The organism is Kribbella flavida DSM 17836, from assembly GCF_000024345.1.
GTDB lineage: Bacteria > Actinomycetota > Actinomycetes > Propionibacteriales > Kribbellaceae > Kribbella > Kribbella flavida.
The window spans coordinates 6,931,113-6,952,951 of the sequence record NC_013729.1; the positions used below are offsets into that span (position 1 = coordinate 6,931,113).

Here is a 21,839-nt window from a genome sequence, read left to right on the forward strand (position 1 = left end):
CGGCCGGGACAAGCCGCCGCCGCGAACGGGTTCAGGGGCGGCCGAAGAAGTCGGGGTCCTCCCAGTAGTAGACGCTGTCGACGGTGACCGGCCGGCCGCTGCGCGGGGCGTGCACCATCCGGCCGCCACCGAGGTACAGCGCGACGTGGAAGATCGTGCCGGGGTCGTCGGCCTGCTCGGACCAGAAGATCAGGTCGCCCGGCCGCAGCTCCTCCTCCGAGATGTGCCGGACCTGCTCGTACTGCGCGACGCTGTAGTGCGGCAGCCGGACGCCGGCCGTCTCCCAGGCGGCCATCGTCAGCCCGGAGCAGTCCCACGAGCTCGGCCCCTGGGCGCCCCAGACGTACGGCTCGCCGAGCTGCGACAGCGCGAAGGCGATCGCGGCCGAGGCTCCCTTGCGGTGGGTCGTGCCACCGTTGCCCGGCCGGTCCGCCTTCGGCTTCTTCTTCGGCGGTTTCGCGGGCTTGACCGGCGGTTCGGCCCGCTTGACCGGCGGCCTGGCCGGCCGGTTCGGCGGCTTGGCGGCCTTTTGCTCCGCCTGCTCCTGCTGCTTGCGCCGCTCCTGCTCCGCACGCTGCGCACGAGCCAGCCGGGCCTGCTCGGCGGCGATCCGGGCCCGCTCGGCCGCCTCGTGCGCGGCGATCCGGCGGCGCAGCTGCTCGGCCTTCTGCGCGGCCAGTGCGGCGGCTCGCTGGCGCGCAAGCTCCTCGAGTCCCCGCTGCCGCTGGTCGGCCACCTGGTACGACGTACGGCGCAGCGTCGCCAGCCGCGCGATCTGCTGCCGGCGTTCACCGCCGATCGCCGCGACGGCCGCGGCCTGGTCAGCCTCCGCGGACCTGGCCGCCGCCTTCGCCTTGGCCGCCTCGTCGGCCGCCGCCTTCACCTTGGCCACCGCCTGGTCGGCCTGCACCTTGAACGCGTTGCTGACCACCTGAGTGGCGGTGAACCGCAGGTACGAGCCCTGCATCGCCTGTGACACCGACCGCGACGCTCCGGCCGAGTCGAGCAGCTGCTGCGGACCGTCGGCGCTGAGCAGCGGCGCCAGCTTCGCAACGTCCCCACCACCCTGGTACGACGCGGCGGCGAACCGGCCGATCTGGCGGCGCTGCTCGGCGAGCTTCTGCGCGGCCTTCGTCGCCCGGTCCGCGGCCGCGGCGGCGTCGCGCTGGGCCTGCCGAAGTCGGTGCACCGCGCCGTTGTACTTCTCGGCGGCGATCCCGGAGGCGCGGCCGAGCTGCTCGAGCCGGGCGTTCGCGCCGGCCAGCCGCTGCTCGATCGCGGCGACCTCGGCGGCCTGGGCGGCGGCGGCCTGGCGGGCGGCATCGACCTGGATCCGGGACGGAATGACCGGAGGCCGTGGATCAGCCTGGGCCGGCACGGTGGTCAGGGCCATGGTGCCGGTCATGCAGACCGCGAGCACTCCGCAGAGCAGCGCTCTGCCGGTCTTCCCTGTGCCCGCGTCCCGCCTGCCGGACGTAGCCCCCGAGGGCGTCCGCATCGGGGTACTTCCTTCCGCCGGTCGTGAACCCCTTCCCCAGGGTTCGCGATCTTTTGGTCCTTCTGGACCCCACAGGTGACACTAGTTGCCTGCAGCCCCATTGGGAACACCCTTACCACGGATAACTTTGTTTCACGTGCGTGTCGGCTTGACAAACTACAAGCTTGTAATTCCGGCCGCCTGAAGGTGGGCGCCCTCGGCAACAGGTGGAGCAGGCAACAAAAAGCCGGCGCCCTCCGCGGAGCGGAGGACGCCGGTGGACGTGCGCGGGATCAGCGCAGGGTGAAGGTGGCGACGACCGGAAGGTGGTCGGAGGCCAGCGTCGCCGGGACCGACGCGGACGTCGGCCGCAGGGCGGCGCTGTGCAGCAGGTAGTCGATCCGGGCGGTCGGGTTCTCCGCCGAGATCGTGTTGCCCGGGCCGACGCCGACCTGCGGCCAGGTGTCGCGCCAGATCGCGGTCAGCTTCTGGATCTCCGGCGTGGTGGCCGCGGCGTTCAGGTCGCCGACCAGCAGCGTCGGCTGCTTCGAGCCGGCCAGCACCTCGACCACCTTCTGCGCCTGCTCCAGCCGCTCGGCGTTGTTGTTGTGGGTCAGGTGGGTGTTCGCGAACCGCAGCTCCTGGCCACGGACCTTGACCGTGGCGACCGCCAGGCCGCGCTGCTCCCCGGCCGGGGCCTTCGGCAGCAGCGTGTTCCGGAAGTCTTTGATCGGGTAGCGCGACAGGATCGCGGTTCCGTACTGGCGACGCGGCTCACCGGGGTTCAGCGGCGGCAGGTCGAGGTTCGGCGCGTACCGGTAGTGCATCTTCAGCCGCCGCGCGAGCCAGGCCGCCTGGTCGACCCAGTTGCTGCGCTCGCTCCAGTGGTTGTCGACCTCCTGCAGCCCGACCACGCCGGCGCCGGACTTCTCGATCACCGTGGCGATCCGCTCGAGGTCCAGCACCCCGTCGACACCCGCCCCGTGGTGGATGTTGTAGGTGATCACGGTCAACGTGCGGTCGTCCGACCGTGGGCTCGCGGCCGCGGCGGTCGGCAGCACCATCAGCACTCCCGCGAGGGCGGCGAGCAGAGTCTTGGGAAGTGTGCGCATGGCCTCAATCCTGGTCGAACGGGGGCGACCCCGCGACGACGCCCGGGTGTCGCCGAGCTGAACAGATCACCGGGTCCGGACGAGCCGCCCGACCGCGCCCTTCGCGCCGGACGCCCAGCAGGCCGCCCGTACGCCGTGCCCGGCGCACTCGACGCTGTCGAAGCTGGTGCTGGAGAACTGGGTCCAGCTGCGCCCACCGTCCAGGCTGACGTCGCTGCCCGACGGACCGACGGCGACCACGGTGGCCAGCGTTCCTGGCACGAAGGCCGAGCCGCTGCGGTACCCCTTCGGCGCCTGTGCGGCCGGGACCAGCTTCCAGCTGCGGCCGCCGTCGGTGGTCACCGACGCCGCGCGGACCGCCTCGGCCGGCTTCTCGAAGTCGCCGCCGACCGCGACGCCGTGCAGCTTGCCGCGGAAGGCGAGGCTGAAGATGCCGGCCGCCGCGCCACTGGCCATCGGCGAGTCGGTCACCGTCCAGGTCCGGCCGCCGTCGCTGGTCCGGAAAACCCGCGGCCGGTCGCCGCCGCCGGTCGCGAACCAGGCCGTCCGGCCGGTGCCCGCGACCAGGCAGGTGCCGCTCGCCGCGAAGGCGAACTCGCCGGGCAGCGCGGCCGGCATGCCGGCGTCCGGCTGGACCTGCCAGGACCGGCCGCCGTTCGAGGTCGCGGCGATCCGGAACTTGCCGTTCACCGGGTCGCTCAGCGCCAGGCCGCGCCGGTTGTCGTGGAAGTCGAGGCAGTCGTAGAAGGCGGTCGGCTCGGTGTTGCGGAACGTCTCGGTCCAGCTGCGGCCGCCGTTCTCGGTCCGGTAGACCCGGGAGTCCTCGCCGGGACCGATCGCCAGGATCACCGCACGCTTGGCGTCGAACGCCTCCACATCGCGGAACTGCAGCGCGGCCGCGCCGGCCGGGCTCACGTTCTGCCAGCTGGTGCCGCCGTCGGTGGTGCGCAGCACCCGCCCGGCGCTGCCTGCCACCCAGGCGACGTCCTTGCTGACCGCGGCGAGCCCGCGGAACTGCGACGCGCTGCCGGTCGGCTTCAGCTCCCACTGGTACGCCGGCCGGTGGCCGCTGCCACCCGTCGTACCGGTGGCCTGGGCGGGGGTGAGTTGGGTGGCGGAGAGCAGGACTCCGGCGGCGAGGGCGGCGATACGCAGGGTCTTCATGGGCGGCAACGTAATACACAGGCCGGACCGAAGACGAGATCTTGCCGCCCGCTGCCCGGCACTGTCACTCTGAGCACCCGTCCGAAGGAGGCCCCGGTGTCCGACTCAGTTCTCACCTCGGTGCTGCTGCCGGTCGCGCTCGCGGTGATCATGTTCGGTCTCGGGTTGACGCTGACCGTCGCGGACTTCACCCGGGTGCTGCGGATGCCGCGCGCCGTACTGGTTGCGCTCGGCATCCAGGTGGTGCTGCTGCCGGTGATCTGCTTCGGTCTGGTCAAGGTGTTCGGGCTGGCGCCGGCGCTGGCGGTCGGCATGATGCTGCTGGTCGCCTCCCCCGGCGGCACCACGGCCAACCTGTTCAGCCACCTGGCCGGCGGGGACGTCGCGCTGAACGTCACGCTGACCGCGGTGAACTCGGTGCTCGCGGTGATCACGCTGCCGATCGTGGTGAACCTGTCGCTGAACCACTTCCTCGGCGACGGCCAGATCGGTCTGCAGCCGGCCAAGATGCTGCAGGTCTTCGCGATCGTGCTGGTCCCGGTGGCCCTGGGCATGCTCGTCCGTGCCCGCCGGTCGTCGTTCGCGGACCGGATGACCCGGCCGGTGAAGCTCGGCTCGATCGTCGTGCTCGCCCTGGTCATCTTCGCCGCCGTCTACACCGAGCGCGCCAACGTGCTGGACTACCTGGTCGAGGTCGGCCTGATCGCCCTGCTGCTGAACGTGCTCAGCCTCGCCATCGGGTACGCCGTACCCCGGCTGACCGGCCTCGCCGAGCGCCAGTCGATCGCCTGCTCGATGGAGATCGGCATCCACAACGCCACCCTGGCGCTCACCATCGCGCTCAGCCCGTCCCTGCTCGGCAACAGCGAGATGTCGATCCCGGTCGCCGTCTACGGCATCGTCATGTTCTTCCCGACCGCGCTCTTCGCCTACTACCTGAGCCGGCGATCGGTCCGCCCGGGCAGCGAGGCGTTGCCCGGGCAGCCGGTGGCCTAGGTGTACTCGGTCGTCACTGCTCGGCCAGTTGCTGACTGCCGACGACCGACAACAGCTCCAGCCGGTGGGCGCTCTCGCTGCCCGGCGTCGCGGTGAACACCAGCAGGGTCTGTTGCTGGTCGCGGTCCTCCATCACCTGGCAGTGCAGTTCCAGGTCGCCGACCACCGGATGCCTGAACCACTTGGTCCGGCTGTGCGCGTGGCCGACCTCGTGCGCCTCCCACAGCTCGGCGAACTCGGCGCTGGTCTCCCGCAGGATCCGCGCCATCGTGCCGGCCTGCGACTTCGGGCCGTCGGCCGCGACGACCGCGCGCAGGCCGGACACCAGCACCCGGCTGTGGTGGTCCCACTCCTGCTCGAAGTAGATCCCCCGGTTGCCGGTGAACCACCGGTAGACCGCGCTGCGTTCGAGCCCTTCGTAGTTGGTCTGCTCGCCGTCGAACGCGACGTGCGCGCTGGTCTGGGCGAGCGTCTCGTGGAGCCGGTTGAGCACCACGGCCGGGGTGTCGTCGAGCCGGTCGAGAATGCGCAGCAGGCCAGGGTTCACGTGGTCGAGCCGGGTCACCCGGGGCGGCGTCCCGTGCTGGGCCAGGACGAACAGGTAGTCGCGTTCGTCGGCCGTCAGCCGGAGCGCCCGGGCGATCGCGGCCAGCATCTCCGGGGACGGTTGTGGCCCGCGGCCACCTTCCAGCCGGCTGTAGTAGTCGGCCGACATCGAGGCGAGCGAAGCGACCTCCTCGCGCCGCAGGCCCGGCGTACGCCGGCGGCGGCCGCGGGGCATGCCGACGTCCTCGGGCTGCAGGGCTTCCCGGCGCTTGCGCAGGAAGTCGGACAGTTCGCCGTACTCCATGGGTCCAGGGTCCCAGCCGTCGCGACCGTCAGCCACTGCTTGCCGAGCAGTGGCTGAGCTCGGCCTGGTTACCGCCGGCCGGCCGGCGAAGGCTGGAGCCATGAAAACGACTGGCAACACGATCTTCATCACCGGCGGCACCTCCGGCATCGGCCTCGGACTCGCCCGCGAGCTGCGCGACCTCGGCAACACCGTGATCGTCAGCGGCCGGCGCAAGGACCTGCTCGACCGGATCGCCGCCGAGGACGGGCTCGGCACCGTCGAGCTCGACGTCGCCGCCCCGGCCTCGATCCAGGCGGCCTACGACACCGTCACCACGCGCTACCCGGAGACCAACGTGCTGGTGACGATGGCCGGCATCATGCGGTCGGAGGACCTGCGCGACCCGGGGCACCTGGCGGCGGCCGAGCAGACCGTCGCGATCAACCTGCTCGGCACGATCCGGGCGATCACCGCGTTCACGCCGTTCCTGCTCGGCCGGCCGGACGCGGCGATCGTCACCGTGTCGTCCGGGCTGGCGTTCACGCCGCTGGCGGCGACTCCGACGTACAGCGCGACGAAGGCGGCGGTGCACAGCTACACCGAGAGCCTTCGCTTCCAGCTCGCCGGGACCGGCGTGCAGGTGATCGAGCTGGTCCCGCCGGCGGTCCGGACCGCGCTGCTCGAGGGACGCGAGCCGGACCCGCAGTGGATGCCGCTGCAGGAGTTCCTCACCGAGTCGGTGCAGCTGCTGACCGACCAGCCCGACGCCCGCGAGATCCTGGTCGAGCGGGTCGGCTTCCTGCGGTACGCCGAGCGCGAGGGCCGCTTCCAGCAGACTTTCGCCGCGCTCAACAGCCACTGACGCCGCGTCGGCGCCCTAGGGTGTGTTGATTAACTCCCTGCAGTCGCGAGCAGGTGCCCGGCGAGGTGCCGTGCCGGGTGCCGCGCAGCACGCAGGGAGTTAATCAACACGCCCTAGGAGACACGCCCTGGCCGTGTCGGTGTCCTAGTCGCCGAGAGCTTGTTCCAGGCGTTCGACCTTGGCGGTGAGCTGGCCGGTGTAGCCGGGCCGGATGTCGGCCTTGAGCACCAGGCTCACCCGCGGGGAGACCGCGGCGACGGCGTCGACCGCCTGCTTCACCACCGCCATCACCTCGTCCCACTCACCCTCGAGGTTGGTGAACATCGCGTTGGTCTCGTTCCGCAGGCCGGAGGCGCGGACGACGCGGATCGCCTCGGCGACCGCCTCGCTCACGCCACCGGTCTCGTCCCCGGCGGCCGGGCTGATACTGAAGGCAACGATCATGCGTCCAGCTTGCCAGCCCGGCCGTCCGGCGACCGATCCGTTGCCTCAGACCTCGTCCTGCACCCGCCGGCTCGCGGCTTCCTCGTCGGCACGACGCTCGGCCCCACTGGTGGTGAGCAGCGGCTTCTCCTTGATGAACAGAACCGCGACCAGCGCCAGCACCGCGAACGGCACCGACATCAGGAACAGCTCCGCGGTCGCCTCGCCGTACGCGTTCTCGACGACGGTGCGGGCCTGCTCGGGCAGTTCGGCGATGTTCGGCACGGTGCCGGCTTCACCGGACTGCGCACCGCCCGGGTTGAGCGTCTCGGTGACCTTGTTGGCCAGGATCGCGCCGAGCACACTCACACCGATGGTGCCGCCCATGCTGCGGAAGAAGCTCACCGCCGAGGTGGCCGCGCCCAGCTCGCGCGCCGGGACGTCGTTCTGCGCGGCGAGCACCAGGTTCTGCATCACCAGGCCGATGCCGACGCCGAGCACGATCATGAACACCCAGAGCAGGTACTTCGAGGTGTGCGCGTCGATCGTGCCGAACAGCGCCAGCCCGATCGGCAGCAGCACGCTGCCGATCACCAGGTAGATCTTCCACTTGCCGTACTTCGTGATCAGTCCACCGGCGATCGTGGACGCGACCATCATGCCGAGGATCATCGGCAGGCTCATCAGCCCGGCCTTGGTCGGCGAGTAGCCCTGCGCGATCTGGAAGTACTGCGCCAGGAACACCGAGCCACCGAACATCGCGACACCGACCAGCGCGCTGGCGACGATGGACAGCGTCACCGTGCGGTTGCCGAACAGACCCATCGGAATGATCGGCTCGGGGTGCCGGCGCTCGACCAGGACCGCCGCAACCAGCGCCACCACGGCCGCTCCGACCAGCAGCGCGGTCCAGCCCGACGCCCAGTCGAACTTGTTGCCGGCGAACGACGACCAGACCAGCAGCGTGCAGACGCCGGCGGTGATCAGGAACGCACCCCACCAGTCGATCTGCACGTCCCGGCGCACGGTCGGCAGCTTCAGCGTGCGCTGCAGCAGCACGATCGCCGCGAGCACGAACGGCACACCGACCAGGAAGCAGGCCCGCCAGCCCAGCGGCGAGTCGACCAGGAAGCCGCCGAGCAGCGGGCCGCCGACGGTCGCCGAGGCGAAGATCGCGCCGAAGATGCCGGAGTACCGGCCGAGCTCGCGCGGCGGGATGATCGCGGCCATCACGATCTGCACCAGCGCGGTCAGGCCGCCGGCGCCCAGCCCCTGCAGGACCCGGCTGCCGAGCAGCACCTCGATGTTCGGCGCCAGGCCTGCGACCAGCGAACCGATCACGAAGAAGCCCAGCGACAGCTGGACCAGCAGCTTGTTGTTGTAGAGGTCGGCCAGCTTGCCCCACAGCGGCACGGTGGCCGTCATCGCGAGCAGCTCGAGCGTGACCACCCAGGTGTAGGACGACTGGCTCGCCTCGAGGTCGTGGATGATCCGCGGCAGCGCGGTCGACACCACGGTGCCGGCCAGGATCGCGACGAACATGCCCATCATCAGGCCGGAGATCGCCTGCACGGTCTGCCGCGGCGTCAGCGCGGCGACCTGCTCGGCCGCCTGCTCCGGCGGCGTGGTGGCGGAGACCTCGCCCGCCGCGTCGGACGGGGTGGGCGAAGAGGTCGTTGTCATGACTGACCTTTCTGGTCGGTACGGGAAAGGGTGGTCGCGTCGAAGGCGGGATCGAGGCCGTCCGCGAGCAGCTGGAACGCCTCGTCGACCAGCGACTGGAGCGAGCGATCGGGCTGCAGCTCCTGCTGCTCCATCGCGACCCGGACGGCGGTGCTGACGACGCCGACGATCAGCTTCGCCCGGACCGAGGCGGCCGGTCCGCCCATCCGCTCGGCGAGTGCCGCGGCGAGCTCGCGCTCGTCCTCGACGCCGAGAATGACGAAGTGGGACAGCAGCGTCGGCGTCCGCATGATCAGGCCGACCCGCTGCGAGGCGATGCCGTCCTTGTCCTCCAGGTCGGCCAGCGCCTCCGAGGCGAGCAGCCGCAGTATGGCGAGCGGCGACTGCCCGGGCGGGGCGTTCCGGACCTGGCTGAGCGCCCGCTCCAGATGCTCCGGGTCGCGGCCGAGGATCGCGTGCTCCTTGTGCGAGAAGTAGTTGAAGAAGGTGCGCGCCGACACGTCGGCGGCCTCGCTGATCTCCTCGACGGTGACGTTGTCCGGGCCCTTCTCGAGCGCGAGCCGAAGCGCCGCCGCGGCCAGCGCGGCCCGCGTCTCCCGCTTCTTGCGCTCCCGCCGGCCAGGGACCGGGACCTGCTCGTTGTCCGTCACCCGACCACAGTAGACGAGTTTGCAGTCACTGCAAATTGATATTTCGCGCAATTTTGCGGCAACGCAGAGTGGAAGTGACTCTCATCACGAAGCCAACTCCTGTGCGGAGTTGCACCGCTACGGTGCGTCAGTGACCGCCTCCAACGAGACCAACCAGTCCGTAGTGACCCGACGCCGGTTCGCCGGCCTCGCTGCCTTCACCTCCGCCGCCGCTCTCGGCCTGAGCCGGGTCGGCGACGCCGTCGCCGCCGAGCGCTCGTTCGTTCCGGCCGTCGTGGTCGGCACCGGCTACGGCGCGGCCGTCACCGCGCTGCGCCTGGGCGAGGCCGGCGTCGCGACGACGATGCTGGAGATGGGCCAGCCGTGGAACCAGCCCGGCGCCGACGGCAAGGTGTTCTGCTCGACCCTGGCCCCCGACCGCCGCTCGATGTGGTTCCACCGGCGCACCGCGGCGCCGCTCGACACGTTCCTGTGGCTCGACGTGGTCAACCGCGACCTCGGTACGCCGTACGCCGGAGTGCTGGACCGGATCGACTTCCCGGCCATGGACGTGTACGTCGGCCGCGGGGTCGGCGGCGGATCGCTGGTCAACGGCGGCATGGCGCCGACGCCGCGGCGGTCGTACTTCGAGCAGGTGCTGCCGCGTGTCGACGCGGACCAGATGTACCGGCGCTGGTTCCCGCTGGCGAACCGGATGCTCGGGGTGAACTCGATCGATCCGCGCTACCTGGAGACGACCCCGGCCTACCGTTACGCCCGGGTGTCCCGCCGGCACGCCCACCAGGCCGGCTTCCGCACCGCGGTGATCCCGAACGTCTACGACTTCGGCTACCTGGAGCAGGAGGAGCGCCGGCAGGTCCCGCGATCGGCGCTGGCCGGCGAGGTCATCTACGGCAACAACCACGGCAAGCAGAGCCTCGACAAGACCTACCTCGCCGATGCCGTCGGCACCGGCCGGGTGACGATCCGGACGCTGACCAGGGTCGTCTCGGTCCGCGCGGACCGCCGCGGCTACGTTCTCGGCCTCGAGCAGATCGATGCCTCGGGCAAGGTTGTTCGGCGCAGCGAGCTCGGCTGCCGGCAGCTGTTCCTCGGCGCCGGCAGCATCGGCACCACCGAGCTGCTGCTGCGCGCCCGGGAGACCGGCACGCTGCCCGACCTGCCGGACGCGATCGGCGAGGGCTGGGGAACCAACGGCAACGTGATGACCGCTCGGGCGAACCACGCCTGGGACCCGACCGGCTCGCTGCAGTCCACCATCCCGGCCGTTGCCATCGACAACTGGGATGACCCGGTCCACCCGGCCTTCGCGGAGATCGCGCCGCTGCCGACGGGGCTGGAGACCTGGGCCGGTCTGTACCTGGCGATCACCGCCAACCCCGAGCGCGGCCGGCTGAGCTACGACCACGCCACCGATCGGGCGATCTTGCACTGGCAGGCGTCCCAGTCGACGCCGTCGATCCAGGCCGCGAAGGCGTTGTTCGACCGGATCAACCGCGCGACGGGCACGACGTACCGTCGCGACCTGTTCTCCGGCAACCGGGCGTTCGCCGCGGACTTCTGCTACCACCCGCTCGGCGGCTGCGTGCTCGGCCGCGCCACCGACGACTACGGCCGGGTTCGCGGCCACCGCAACCTCTACGTCACCGACAGCGCGCTGCTGCCCGGATCGATCGGCGTCAACCCCTTCGTCACCATCACCGCCCTGGCCGAGCGCAACATCGCCCGGGTGATCGCCACCGACCTCACCCGCTGATGACCCTCACCGGTTGATAAACTGCACAGGCAGCCTCCGCGCGGATTTCCGCGTCGGAGGCTTTTCTGTATGCCAACTCTTCTCTACAAGGCCGCCGTTCGCGATTTGCGCGGCGAGCACCTGCTGCCGCTCAACCAGATCCGCGACCGCTACCCCGACCTGTACGACCGCGAGGTCGCCAAGTACGCCGCCTGGCCGGAGGTCACCCGGCACCCGGTGCATCCGCTGGCGTGCACGTGGAACGACGTGCTGTTCTTCTCGCCGGTCCACCCCGGACCGATCTTCGACGCGATCCGCGCGTCGGGCCGCGGCGTACCGGCGCTCGACTACTGGACCCTGGACGCGAACTTGCTGCCGGCCGACCGGACCTGCATCCGGTTGATGCGGTACGACCCGACGCACTCGGCCCCCGGCCCCGAGGACTTCGTCCCGTACAGCGTGCGAACCGTGGCCGAGCTGAGCAGCCCCAGCGAGACGGCTCTGCGCCGGCTGCGCAGCCTGACCGCCGACGAGCCGCTGCTGCCCTGGGCCGACATTCCGCACGTGCTCTTCCGCGGATCGCTGCCGGTCTCCCTCTTCCGCGACCGGTCAGGGCGTCCCGTCGCGCAAGCCACCGGAAATGCCTGATTCCGGCGCCGGCTCACCGTCAGCGGCTCGGCAGGGATCGGGGCAGGCCGAACGCCGGGAGCACGGTGTTCTCGAAGCGGGTCATCGCCGCGATCCGGTCGCCGGCCAGCGTCAGGACGTACAGGCCGGCTCCGTGGCTGATCCGGTCCGGGCCGCGCAGGTACGCCCCGAACGCGGGCTGGCCGTTGGCCCGGGTCGGCACCAGGTCGAACCGCCGGCCGGCTCCGAAGAGGGCGGCGCAGAAGCGGCGTACGACGTCTCGGCCCTGGTACTCGAAGGGCATCGGCGGCATCGAGACGAAGGCGTCGTCGGTCAGCAGCTCGACCAGCGCGTCGACGTCGGCGGACTGCCAGGCGTGCAGGAATCTCGCCACCAGCGCAGCCTCGGCGGGTGAGTCGCGGGCCGGCGCCGGCTCGGCGCCGGCCACCGATCGCCGCAGCCCGGCGCGGGCTCGTTTGAGCGCGCTCTTGACCGACTCCACGCTGCAGTCGAGCAGTTCGGCCACCTCGTCGGCGCGGAAGCCGAGCACGTCCCGCAGCACGAGGACGGCGAGCTGGCGCGGCGGCAGCACCTGGAGCGCGGTCACGAAGGCCAGCGAGATGGCCTCGGTCTGCTGGTACCGAGCCTCCGGGCCGAGCGGCACGTCGACCGCACCGTCGAGCAGGGCGTCGGGGAACGGCTCGAGCCAGACAACCTCGCCGAGACGAGTCGGTGCCAGGGGCTCCACCCCGGGCACGTCCCAGGCTTGGGGCGGACGGCGGGCGGCCGACCGGCGGGCGTTGAGACACCGGTTGGTGGCGATCCGGTAGAGCCAGGTGCGCAGCGACGCCCGGCCTTCGAAACCGTCGAGTCCCTGCCAGGCGGCCAGCAGCGTGCTCTGCAGCGCGTCCTCGGCATCCTGGAAGGACCCGAGCATCCGGTAGCAGTGCACCTGCAGCTCGCGGACGTACGGCGCCGTCAGCTCCCGGAACGCGTCACCGTCCCCGCTCCGCGCCCGCGCCATCAACTCGGCCGTCACCGCCACCTCCCGCTCACTGCATCTTCCGGTACCGACACCGGCCGCGGCGACAACGGGGCGGCCGACTGCGCCCCTTTTCCGGCGACCGCGGTGTCCATCTCGGTAGCCGACGACGAAGGAGACCCACCATGGGACAGCTCGTGATCACCACCAACGCAACCCTCGACGGGGTGGTCGAGGACCCGGACGGCCAGGAAGGCTCCGCAGGCGGCGGCTGGTTCGCCCGGTTCGGCGGCAAGGACCTCGCCGAGTGGACCAAGGTGACCACGGACGAGGCGCTGCACGCCGAGGCCCTGCTCCTGGGCCGCCGGAGCGACGAGTGGTTCGGCACCCGCTGGCCCGCCCGGACCGGCGAGCTGGCCGACCGCCTGAACAGCCTGCCCAAGTACGTCGTGTCCGCCGGCCGCCGGAGTCCCGTCTGGACCAACTGCACGGTTCTCAGCGGCAACGTCGTCGACGAGGTCTCCCGCCTCAAGCAGCAGCGAGACGGCGACATCCTCGTCTACGCCAGCCGCCAGCTCGGACGGACCCTGCTGGAGCACAACCTGGTCGACGAGCTGCGGCTGATGCTCTTCCCGGTCGTGCTCGGATCCGGCCGGCGCCTCTTCGACGACACCAGCGCCACGACGCCGCTGCGCCTGCTCCGCCACCGGACCATCGGCGACAACCTCACCCTGCTGACCTACCGGCCCGAGGTCACTCCCGTCCGCTGAGCACGGTGATCGGGCTGAACCTGGTCGTGGTCCAAGCGCTCAGCGCGGCGGTGCAGCCCACGACGACGAGAGCGGCCGCGGAGATCAGCCCGAGCAGCCGCCACGGGACGGCGACCACGACCACGCCGTACAGCTCGGCCGTGCCGGCGGCGATCCCGGCCAGCGCCGCTCCCACGACCAGCGCGCCGAGCAGGACGCCGACCACCACGACGGTGATCGACTCGACCGTGGCGATGCCGACGACCTGCCGCCGGGTGCACCCGGCCATCCGGGCCAGCGCGAACTCGCGCCGCCGGTCGGCCGCCGCCATGACCACCGCGTTGACCACGGCAACCGCCGCGTAGACCCCGGCCAGCCCCATCAGGACGGCGAAGATCCCGGTGTCGTCGCGCTGTTCCGCAGCGCCCTTCGCCTCGGCCCACTCACGCACCGTCCGCACCTCCCCCTGGGCAGCGAGCGCCTGGGCCAGTTCGGCCGGATCGGTTCCCGCCGCGACCCGGACGAGCGTCTCGGTCCTCGCCTCGGCGCAGCGCGACGCCGGAGCACAGACCAGCGCCCGCGGGACGAAGAAGTGCTCGGTCACGTCGAGCGTCTCCGGCATCAGCGCGACCACCTTCAGCGTTAGCCGCTGCGTCCCGATCACGGCCGTCACCGACGAACCCAGCTTGTACCCCTCGGTCGCCATCCCGGGCCCGATCGCGATCGTTGCCCCAGTCAACTTGTCGAGTGATCCCTTGCGGGCACGCAGAGTGTGCGTGCGCTGGTACCCGGCCGGATCGATGCCGACGGCCTCCGAGTACGTCGTCTGCTTCTTCTTCCCGGCGGTCCGGACGATCGTCACCGGCACCGTCGTCTGCACCGACGTGGCTGCGATCCGCGGATCCGGCGGTACCGCGCCGCCGACGACGAGCTCGGCGGTGATCAACTGCCGCTGCTCCTCCCCGACCGCCTTCGCCAGCGAGCCGAACACGCCCCACAGACCGGCGAGCAGTCCCACCAGCACGATCAACGGCGCGGCCGTCGCGGCACTGCGGCGTACGGCGTGCAGGACGCCGGCGCGGGCCAGGTCGGTCACCACGTTGCCGCGCAGCACCAGCGCCGGCAGCCGCCCGGCGAGGGGCACGACGACCGGACTCAGCTGGCTCAGCGCGACCGACCCGCTGATCATCACCACCAGCGCGATCATCAGCCCGGCCACGAAGTCGCCGGCAGCCTGCGCCGCGATCACCATCAGCCCGGTGAACCCGGCCGCCGACAACCCCCAGAACCACCGCCACCCCGTCATCACCGGCAGTGTTCTGGGCAGATCGGCGAGGGCATCCAGCGCGCCGATCCGGGAGGCCCGCCAGGCCGCCGCGAACGCCCCGACCACGGCCGTGCCCACGCCGATCATCGCCGCCGCCCACAGCGCGCCCTGCTCCCACGGCGCGTGGAACGACGAGGGCAACATGCCCAGCTCGATCAGCAGCTTCGACTGAGCCCACGTGCCGACCAGCCCGATCGGCACGCCAGCCGCAGTACCGACCAGGCCGAGCACCGCGGCCTCACCCAGCAGCATCAGCCGCAAGGTGCCGCGCTGCGCCCCGACCAGCCGCAGCAGCCCGAGCTCCCGCCGCCGCTGCACCACCGCGAAGCCGAACGTGGTGCTGACGACGAACACCGTGAGGAAGACGGCGAGCATCACCGACATGCCCATCAGCGTCGCCGCCCCGGCGTACCCGTCGCGCAGCTTGGCCCGCTCAGGGCCCGACAGTCCGGGCGGCACCTGGGGAGGGTCCGTCGCGGCCATCACCTGCAGGGCCGACTGCACCAGGCCGACGCCGAACGCGACTGCCACCACCGCACCCGCGAACAAGTGCCACCGATCGCGTACGGCCCCCAGAGACATCCTCAGCATGGTCCAAGCCAACCCGTACGGCGCAGTCCGCGCCCGGGCCGCAGCGCCCGGGCCGGGGTAGTGCAGGCGCTACCTCAGGTGCGACAGCAGTGCCGCGAAGTCGGCCTGGTCGAACGACCTGGCCCCGACCAAGGACTGCAGCAACAACCCGTCGAGCGCGGCGACCAGCAGACTCGCCTTCTGCGGGTTGGTCGTGAACGTCCGGGCGATCTCGGTCAGCGGCTGCAACCACGCGGCCGCGGCCTCCCGCAGCTCGGGCCGCCGGGCCGCGAGCAGGTACAGCTCGTACTCCGCGAGCGTGCGGCCCCGTCGGTAGACCAGCAGGTGCTCGACCAGCCTGGCCAGCTCGTCGGCGGGCCGGGCTCCGAGCTCGGTCACTCGTTCGTGCAGCTCGGCCGTGAGGTCCTCGGCGGCCCCGGTGAGGGCCGCGACCAGCAGGTCGTCGAGCGTCGCGAAATGGTACGTCGTCGAGGCGAGCGAGACCCCGGCCCGGGCGGCGACGGCCCGATGGCTGATCGCGGCCACACCGTCGCGCTCGATCACCGCCAGCGCCGCGCGCAGCAGCTCGGCCCGCCGCTGCGCCCCGCGGACCCGGCGGCCGTCGGGTCTCCGGCTTCGCGCGCTGACCTGCACAAACGGCAAAGTATCAGGACAGGCGTACTGATTGTTTTTGGGTCCGGAAATCGCCCGATCGGGGCCGTTCCAGCGCCTAGGCTCGGACCTCGTGACGACGACACCCAGTACCGCGATGCGGCGGGCGCTGAAGCGCGCCGACGATGGCAAGACGCTCGACCGGACCGAGGCGGAGGTGCTGCTGACCGCCTCGGGCGAGGCGCTGGAGACCCTGATGGCGACCGCCGCCCGGGTCCGCGACCAGGGCCTCGAGGACGCCGGCCGCAGCGGCATCGTCACCTACTCGAAGAAGGTCTTCATCCCGCTCACGCGGCTGTGCCGGGACCGCTGCCACTACTGCACGTTCGCGACCACGCCCGGCCGGGTCGAGTCGCCGTACCTGAGCCCGGACGAGGTGCTGGAGATCGCCCGCCAGGGTGCGGCGCTGGGCTGCAAGGAGGCGCTGTTCACCCTTGGCGACGCACCTGAGGACCGGTGGGACGCCGCCAAGCAGTGGCTGGAGGAAGCCGGCTACGACAGCACGCTGGACTACGTTCGCGCGATGGCGATCCGGGTCCTGGAGGAGACCGGCCTGCTGCCGCACCTGAACCCGGGCGTGATGTCGTGGCAGGACCTGCAGCGGCTGAAGCCGGTCGCGCCGAGCATGGGCATGATGCTGGAGACCACCTCGCGCCGGTTGTTCGAGGAGAAGGGCCAGCCGCACTTCGGTTCGCCGGACAAGGACCCGGCGGTCCGGATCCGGGTGCTGGAGGACGCCGGGCGCTCGAACGTGCCGTTCACCACCGGCCTGCTGATCGGCATCGGCGAGACGATCGCCGAGCGGGCCGACTCGATCTTCGCGCTGCGCCGGGTGGCCCGGCAGTACGGCGGCATCCAGGAGGTCATCATCCAGGGCTTCCGGGTGAAGCCCGACACCGCGATGCGCAACGACGAGGATGTGCCGCTGGACGAGTGGCTGGCCGCGATCGCGGTGACCCGGATCGTGCTCGGGCCGCGGGCGCGAGTCCAGGCCCCGCCGAACCTGGTCAACCTGAACGAGGCGAAGCTGCTGCTGGCCGCCGGCGTCGACGACTTCGGCGGCGTCTCCCCGCTGACACCGGACCACGTGAATCCCGAGCGTCCGTGGCCGCACCTGGACGACCTGGCCAAGCTCACCGCGGACGCCGGCTTCACCCTGCGCGAGCGGCTCACCGCCCACCCGGAGTACCTGCGCGAGCCCTGGCTGGACCCGCGGCTGATCTCGCACGTCGAGGCTCTGGTCGACCCGGCCACCGGCCTGGCGAACGAGGCCGCGCTGCCGAAGGGCCTGCCGTGGCAGGAGCCCGACGGCGGCTGGGACAGCGTCGGGCGAACCGACCTGCACACCGCGATCGATACCGAGGGCCGCCGGACCGAAACCCGCTCGGACTTCGACGCGGCGTACGGGGACTGGGACGTACTGCGCGAGGACGTGGCCGCCCGGAAGGCGCCGGAGCGGATCGACGGCGACGTGAAGCAAGCGCTCGCGGCCGCCGAGCGTGACCCGGCCGGGCTGTCCGACGCGCAGGCGCTGACGTTGATGACGGCAACAGGTCCGGCGCTCGACCAGCTGGCCCGAATCGCCGACGACCTCCGCAAGGCCGTGGTCGGCGACGACGTCACCTACGTGGTGAACCGCAACATCAACTTCACCAACGTCTGCTACACGGGCTGCCGGTTCTGCGCCTTCGCCCAGCGGCGGACCGACGCCGACGCGTACTCGCTGTCGATGGACGAGGTTGCCCAGCGGGCCGAGGAGGCCTGGGTGATCGGCGCGACCGAGGTCTGCATGCAGGGCGGCATCCACCCCGACCTGCCCGGTACGGCGTACGCGGACCTGGTCCGCGCGGTCAAGCAGCGCGTCCCCGAGATGCACGTGCACGCCTTCTCGCCGATGGAGATCGTCAACGGCTCGGTCCGCACCGGGCTGTCGATCGAGGAGTTCCTGATCTCGGTCAAGGAGGCCGGGCTGGACAGCGTTCCCGGCACCGCGGCCGAGATCCTCGACGACGACGTGCGCTGGATCCTCACCAAGGGCAAGTTGCCGACGGCAAGCTGGATCGAGGTGATCAGCACCGCGCACCGGGTCGGCCTGCCGTCCAGCTCGACGATGATGTACGGCCACGTGGACTCGCCACACCACTGGGTTCAGCACCTGCGCACGATCGCGGCGGTGCAGGACCGGACCGGCGGCTTCACCGAGTTCGTGCTGCTGCCGTTCATCCACACCAACTCGCCGATCTACCTGGCCGGCGTGGCCCGCCCCGGCCCGACGTACGACGAGAACCGCGCGGTGCACGCGATGGCGCGGATCATGCTGCACGGCCGGATCGACAACATCCAGTGCTCCTGGGTGAAGCTCGGCACCGAGGGCTGCGTCGCGGTGCTCAACGGCGGTGTGAACGACATCGGCGGCACCCTGATGGAGGAGACCATCAGCCGGATGGCCGGGTCCAAGCACGGCTCGCGCAAGTCCATCGACGAGCTCACCGCGATGGCCACCGCCGCCGGCCGCCCCGCCCGGCAGCGGACCACGACGTACGGCGAGGTGCGGCAGCGGCCGCTCGGTGCGCTCGAACTGGCCTGACGGCGACACCCCGGAACAGCGACGAGCAAGGCCCCGGACCGGCGGCCTCGCTCGTCGCTGATCGTCAGCGGGTCAGCTGGAGCGTGACGGTCTCGGTCACGCCGTTGACCTTCACCGTCAGGGTCGCCGGGCCGGTGCCCGTGGCGGTGATCGTGCCGCGCGCCGCGTCGTACCGCACGTTGTGGCTGGTCGACCAGTCGGCGCTGACCGGGTAGGCCACCGGCACCGACCGCCCGTTCTGCGTCAGCACGGCCGAGACCTGCGCCGTGGCCCCGCGACGCAGGGTGGCCGGCGCTGACAGCGTCAGTTCGTCGACGTGCGGGCGGATCTGCGCGGACAGCCAGTTCGGTCCACCGCGGTGCGGCAGCCAACGGGCCTGCGCCTGCTCGCCGGCGCTGACCTTGTCCACGCCGAGCAGCGTCCAGCCGGTGAAGCCTCCGTTGTCTGCACCGGTCGCCGGCGCCTTGCCGGAGTTGCCGTTCACCAGGTAGGGAACCCCGTTCACCCGCGAGGCGTGGAACGTCCCGACGTGCCCGCCGATGAACGCCGCGCCCTTGCCGGTCTCGTGCTGGAACTCGGCCAGCCACCGCTCGACCAGCGCCGCCTCGTGCCGGTCGGCCAGCTGGCTGTTCTTGGCCGGGGTGGGGTCGCGCGGCGGGTGGTGCTCGATCAGCACGACCGACGAGATCGCACGGTCCGTCGCCGCCTGGTCCAGCGCCGACCGTAGCAGCGCGACCTGGTCGAACCCGCTGCTGCGCAGGGTGCCGTTCGAGGTGTTCAGCGTGACGAAACGGGTGCCCTGGTGGTCGAACACCCGGTGCGGCGCACCGAAGTACTTGGTGAAGTTGCCGATCGCCGACCCCATCACCTCGTGGTTGCCGGGCACGTAGTAGTACGGCACCGACGTGCCGATCTCCTCGTCCAGGATCCGCTGGGCCAGCTGGAAGTCGGCCTCGGTGGCCTCGTCGACGAAGTCGCCGGCGATGACGAAGAAGTCGGGCTCGGCCGCCTTGATCTCGCGCAGCGTCCGGCGCGCCGCCTGGACCAGGGCTGAGTTCGGGTCACGCGCCACGAACTGCGCGTCGGACATCACCGCGAACCGCCAGTCCCGGCCGTCCACCGCGCGCGCCGTCTGCACCAGACCGTCCCGGACCGGCGGTGCCGCCGGAGCGGTCACCGTCGGGGCCGACTTGACGTAGGCGTTGTCGATCACGACCTCACCGGTGTACTGCGCGGCCGCCTTCGTCTCCAGCGTGTAGACCCGGCGCAGGCTCACCGGTTGCGGAAGTCCCTCGGGGACCGGCAGCTCGACGGTCTGCCAGCCGTTCCAGGTGATGTACGGGCCGTACAGGGTCGTCGAGCGTCCAGTGGCGTCGACGACCTGCAGCGCGGTCCACTCGCCCTTGCCGTGACCGTGGATCGAGACCCCGAAGGCGCGGGACTGCCCGGTGCCGCCGAGCGGCCGCGGCGAGATCGCGATGGCGTTCCGGGTCAGCGTCGACTGGCTGAAGTCGTAGCTGAGCTTGAGTCCGGGACCGTTCTCACCTTCGGCCACCTTGCGCACCGACACCGCGGCGCGGGCCGACCCGGCGGTCCACTGCTCGGCCTGGTCGAAGGTGTCGAGGATGCGCTTCTCGACGCCGACCGACACCGCGACCGACGTCTCGAGGGCACCGATCCGGGCGGTGATCACGCCGGCCCCGGACTCCTGCTTCGGCGTCAGCTCGAACCGGCCGTCGCGGGTCGGCACGACCTGGAACAGGGTCTGGTCGTAGGACAGCCGGACGTCGGCCGGCTCGACCGGCGCGGAGTTGCCGTGGGCATCGAACCCGACCAGACCGAAGCTGCCGGTGGTGGTCAGGTTCAGCGTCGCGCTCGTCGGCGTGACCCGCTGCACCGGCCCGAGCACCTCCAGCTCCGTGCTGCCGCGTCCGCCGGACGTCGTCGCACGCACCGTCGCCCGTCCCGGGGTGAGGGCCCGGAACACCCCGTCGCGCACGATGCCGTGCGAGGCGGACCAGTGGATCCGCGGGGTCTGCCGGACCGCGCCGTACATCTCGTCGTACGCCGTGGCGGTCAGCGTGCGGGTCGTGCCGGCGAAGACCCGGTCCGGCCGGCCACCCGGCACCGGCGCATCACCCGGCGCGGTCCGGCCGTCGGCCGCCGTCTCGACCCACAGGCCGCGGACCCGGCCGCTGCCCTTCGGCGCCATCACGGCCAGGCCGTTCGGTACCGGTCGGACCGATCCGTCGCCCGGCACGTTGTCGACCTGCACCTTGGTCCCGCCCGGCCGGCGGCTGACCAGCGTGGTCGAACCGCCGCCGTCCAGCTCCACCCCGACGTACGCGCCGCGGGCGGCCAGGATCCGGCCCATCTCGGCCAGCGTCGCGCCCCGGCTGTGGGTCAGCCGGTTGCTGTCGATGCTGACGATCACCATCTTCTTGCCGTCGGCGGAGAAGCCCAGCCCGGTCCGCCCGGCGTACGCCGTGTCGTCGGCCGGCTGCGGCTTGCCCTCCTTGACCAGCAGCGCGTGGGCGCCGACGGCGGTCCGCACCACACTGCCGTCCGACGCGCGCGGCGCGAACGCGACCGGGACGCGGTCGCCGACCTTCAAGCGGCCGAGCTCGTCCGCGCCGGCCTCGCGGCCGACCAGGATCGTCGTCCCGGCGGGAATGTCGCCCGCACCGGCCGCGGCTGCCACGGCGGTCACCGTGTCCCCCGCGACGACGACCTCGGTCACCTTGGCCGCGCCGGCCACCGCGTGGGCGCGGGAGTAGCTGCCCCACAGCGTCGTGAAGGCGCCGATCTCGTCCTTGCGGATCACCGGGCTGTTCAGCCGGTTCAACCGGTACGGACCGGCCGTGCCGTCGAACAGCACCTCGAGGATGCGACCGACGCCCTGGGGGTCGAAAGCCACCGCCCGGTAGGGATCCTCGGACTGCGACTTGACCAGTTGGCCGTCGGCCACAGCCGGGCCGAGCGGCGCGCCGGAGTTGTTGATGTCGAAGAAGTCGGCGTTGACCGCGGCCACCGCGCCGGCCTCGTTCGCCTGCTGGTCGAGCGGCTTGGTCGCGGTGACCTGGCCCGGCGACAGGTAGTCGATCCGCGCACCCTTGGTGAGGTCGACGGACAGGGTGTTGCCCTGCTGCCAGCCGCGCTCGTCGAACGTCTCGAGCGATCCGGCGGTCACCCCGGGCGCCACCGGGCGGGTGCGTTCGTACGTCTGCAGCTGAGCCGGCGAGGCGACGGTTCCGGCCGCTGGGGTGGCCGAGGCCGGGAGCAGCGCCGGAGTGGCCAGCGCGAACGCGAGCGGCACGGCCACCAGGCGGGTGAGGGACGGGGCAGGCACAGGGACCTCCGGTCGTGAACGATTGACCAGAACAGTCAACGT

The 21,839-nt window shown here is 71.6% G+C and carries 17 protein-coding genes; 6 read left to right on the plus strand and 11 right to left on the minus strand.

Annotation, left to right across the window (positions count from 1 at the left end):
* Positions 1–31: 31 nt before the first annotated feature.
* The 3 genes from KFLA_RS32165 to KFLA_RS32175 all read right to left on the minus strand — a co-directional run bounded on the left by KFLA_RS32165 (position 32) and on the right by KFLA_RS32175 (position 3,753).
* Complete coding sequence (locus tag KFLA_RS32165) at positions 32–1,405, minus strand: C40 family peptidase (protein WP_237706642.1); 1,374 nt, start codon at positions 1,403–1,405, stop codon at positions 32–34.
* A gap of 365 nt (positions 1,406–1,770) precedes the next feature.
* The gene (locus KFLA_RS32170; protein WP_012924025.1) at positions 1,771–2,589 is read right to left on the minus strand and encodes an endonuclease/exonuclease/phosphatase family protein; all 819 of its coding nucleotides are present in this window, start codon (positions 2,587–2,589) and stop codon (positions 1,771–1,773) included.
* 66 nt (positions 2,590–2,655) lie between these two features.
* Positions 2,656–3,753 carry a WD40/YVTN/BNR-like repeat-containing protein gene (locus tag KFLA_RS32175; RefSeq protein ID WP_012924026.1) on the minus strand — a complete coding sequence of 366 codons (1,098 nt, stop codon included), beginning with the start codon at positions 3,751–3,753 and terminating at the stop codon, positions 2,656–2,658.
* Between the two features lie 96 nt (positions 3,754–3,849).
* Here KFLA_RS32175 and KFLA_RS32180 point away from each other — a divergent pair, with 96 nt between their 5' ends.
* Complete coding sequence (locus tag KFLA_RS32180) at positions 3,850–4,749, plus strand: bile acid:sodium symporter family protein (RefSeq protein ID WP_012924027.1); 900 nt, start codon at positions 3,850–3,852, stop codon at positions 4,747–4,749.
* A 13-nt stretch (positions 4,750–4,762) separates the two neighbouring features.
* On the opposite strand, the gene KFLA_RS32185 is transcribed toward KFLA_RS32180, so the two are convergent.
* Entirely contained in the window at positions 4,763–5,599 is an 837-nt protein-coding gene (locus KFLA_RS32185) for a helix-turn-helix transcriptional regulator (RefSeq protein ID WP_012924028.1), read from the minus strand.
* Between the two features lie 100 nt (positions 5,600–5,699).
* Between KFLA_RS32185 and KFLA_RS32190 the strand changes: the two genes are divergently transcribed.
* A complete protein-coding gene (locus KFLA_RS32190) occupies positions 5,700–6,443 on the plus strand; it encodes an SDR family oxidoreductase (RefSeq protein ID WP_012924029.1) in 744 nt (247 codons plus the stop codon).
* A gap of 144 nt (positions 6,444–6,587) precedes the next feature.
* Here the strand turns inward: KFLA_RS32190 and KFLA_RS32195 are convergent, their stop codons facing one another.
* Genes KFLA_RS32195 through KFLA_RS32205 form a run of 3 tightly spaced genes read right to left on the minus strand, consistent with a single transcriptional unit; the run spans position 6,588 to position 9,199 of the window.
* Positions 6,588–6,887 (minus strand): thiamine-binding protein, encoded by a 300-nt coding sequence (locus tag KFLA_RS32195; RefSeq protein ID WP_012924030.1) that lies wholly within the window; start codon positions 6,885–6,887, stop codon positions 6,588–6,590.
* Between the two features lie 45 nt (positions 6,888–6,932).
* Positions 6,933–8,549, minus strand: coding sequence for an MDR family MFS transporter (locus tag KFLA_RS32200; protein WP_012924031.1), 1,617 nt, complete (start codon positions 8,547–8,549; stop codon positions 6,933–6,935).
* Positions 8,546–9,199: a TetR/AcrR family transcriptional regulator gene (locus KFLA_RS32205; RefSeq protein ID WP_012924032.1), complete on the minus strand. Its 654-nt coding sequence runs from the start codon at positions 9,197–9,199 to the stop codon at positions 8,546–8,548. The genes KFLA_RS32200 and KFLA_RS32205 overlap by 4 nt, the downstream gene beginning before the upstream one ends.
* Before the next feature lie 130 nt (positions 9,200–9,329).
* On the opposite strand from KFLA_RS32205, the gene KFLA_RS32210 reads away from it, so the two are divergent.
* Positions 9,330–10,955: a GMC oxidoreductase gene (locus KFLA_RS32210; RefSeq protein WP_012924033.1), complete on the plus strand. Its 1,626-nt coding sequence runs from the start codon at positions 9,330–9,332 to the stop codon at positions 10,953–10,955.
* Positions 10,956–11,024: 69 nt separating this feature from the next.
* Entirely contained in the window at positions 11,025–11,582 is a 558-nt protein-coding gene (locus KFLA_RS32215) for a hypothetical protein (protein ID WP_012924034.1), read from the plus strand.
* Between the two features lie 19 nt (positions 11,583–11,601).
* On the opposite strand, the gene KFLA_RS32220 is transcribed toward KFLA_RS32215, so the two are convergent.
* Positions 11,602–12,600, minus strand: a complete 999-nt coding sequence (locus KFLA_RS32220) for a sigma-70 family RNA polymerase sigma factor (protein ID WP_012924035.1) — start codon at positions 12,598–12,600, stop codon at positions 11,602–11,604.
* Positions 12,601–12,728: 128 nt separating this feature from the next.
* Here KFLA_RS32220 and KFLA_RS32225 point away from each other — a divergent pair, with 128 nt between their 5' ends.
* Positions 12,729–13,313, plus strand: coding sequence for a dihydrofolate reductase family protein (locus KFLA_RS32225; protein ID WP_012924036.1), 585 nt, complete (start codon positions 12,729–12,731; stop codon positions 13,311–13,313).
* On the opposite strand, the gene KFLA_RS32230 is transcribed toward KFLA_RS32225, so the two are convergent.
* Complete coding sequence (locus KFLA_RS32230; RefSeq protein WP_237706643.1) at positions 13,297–15,210, minus strand: ABC transporter permease; 1,914 nt, start codon at positions 15,208–15,210, stop codon at positions 13,297–13,299. The genes KFLA_RS32225 and KFLA_RS32230 overlap by 17 nt on opposite strands.
* 69 nt (positions 15,211–15,279) lie before the next feature.
* Complete coding sequence (locus tag KFLA_RS32235; protein ID WP_012924038.1) at positions 15,280–15,843, minus strand: TetR/AcrR family transcriptional regulator; 564 nt, start codon at positions 15,841–15,843, stop codon at positions 15,280–15,282.
* A gap of 115 nt (positions 15,844–15,958) precedes the next feature.
* Between KFLA_RS32235 and KFLA_RS32240 the strand changes: the two genes are divergently transcribed.
* Positions 15,959–18,448, plus strand: coding sequence for a bifunctional FO biosynthesis protein CofGH (locus tag KFLA_RS32240; protein WP_041289581.1), 2,490 nt, complete (start codon positions 15,959–15,961; stop codon positions 18,446–18,448).
* Positions 18,449–18,512: 64 nt separating this feature from the next.
* Here the strand turns inward: KFLA_RS32240 and KFLA_RS32245 are convergent, their stop codons facing one another.
* The gene (locus KFLA_RS32245) at positions 18,513–21,797 is read right to left on the minus strand and encodes a phosphodiester glycosidase family protein (protein WP_012924040.1); all 3,285 of its coding nucleotides are present in this window, start codon (positions 21,795–21,797) and stop codon (positions 18,513–18,515) included.
* Between the last annotated feature and the right edge of the window lie 42 nt (positions 21,798–21,839).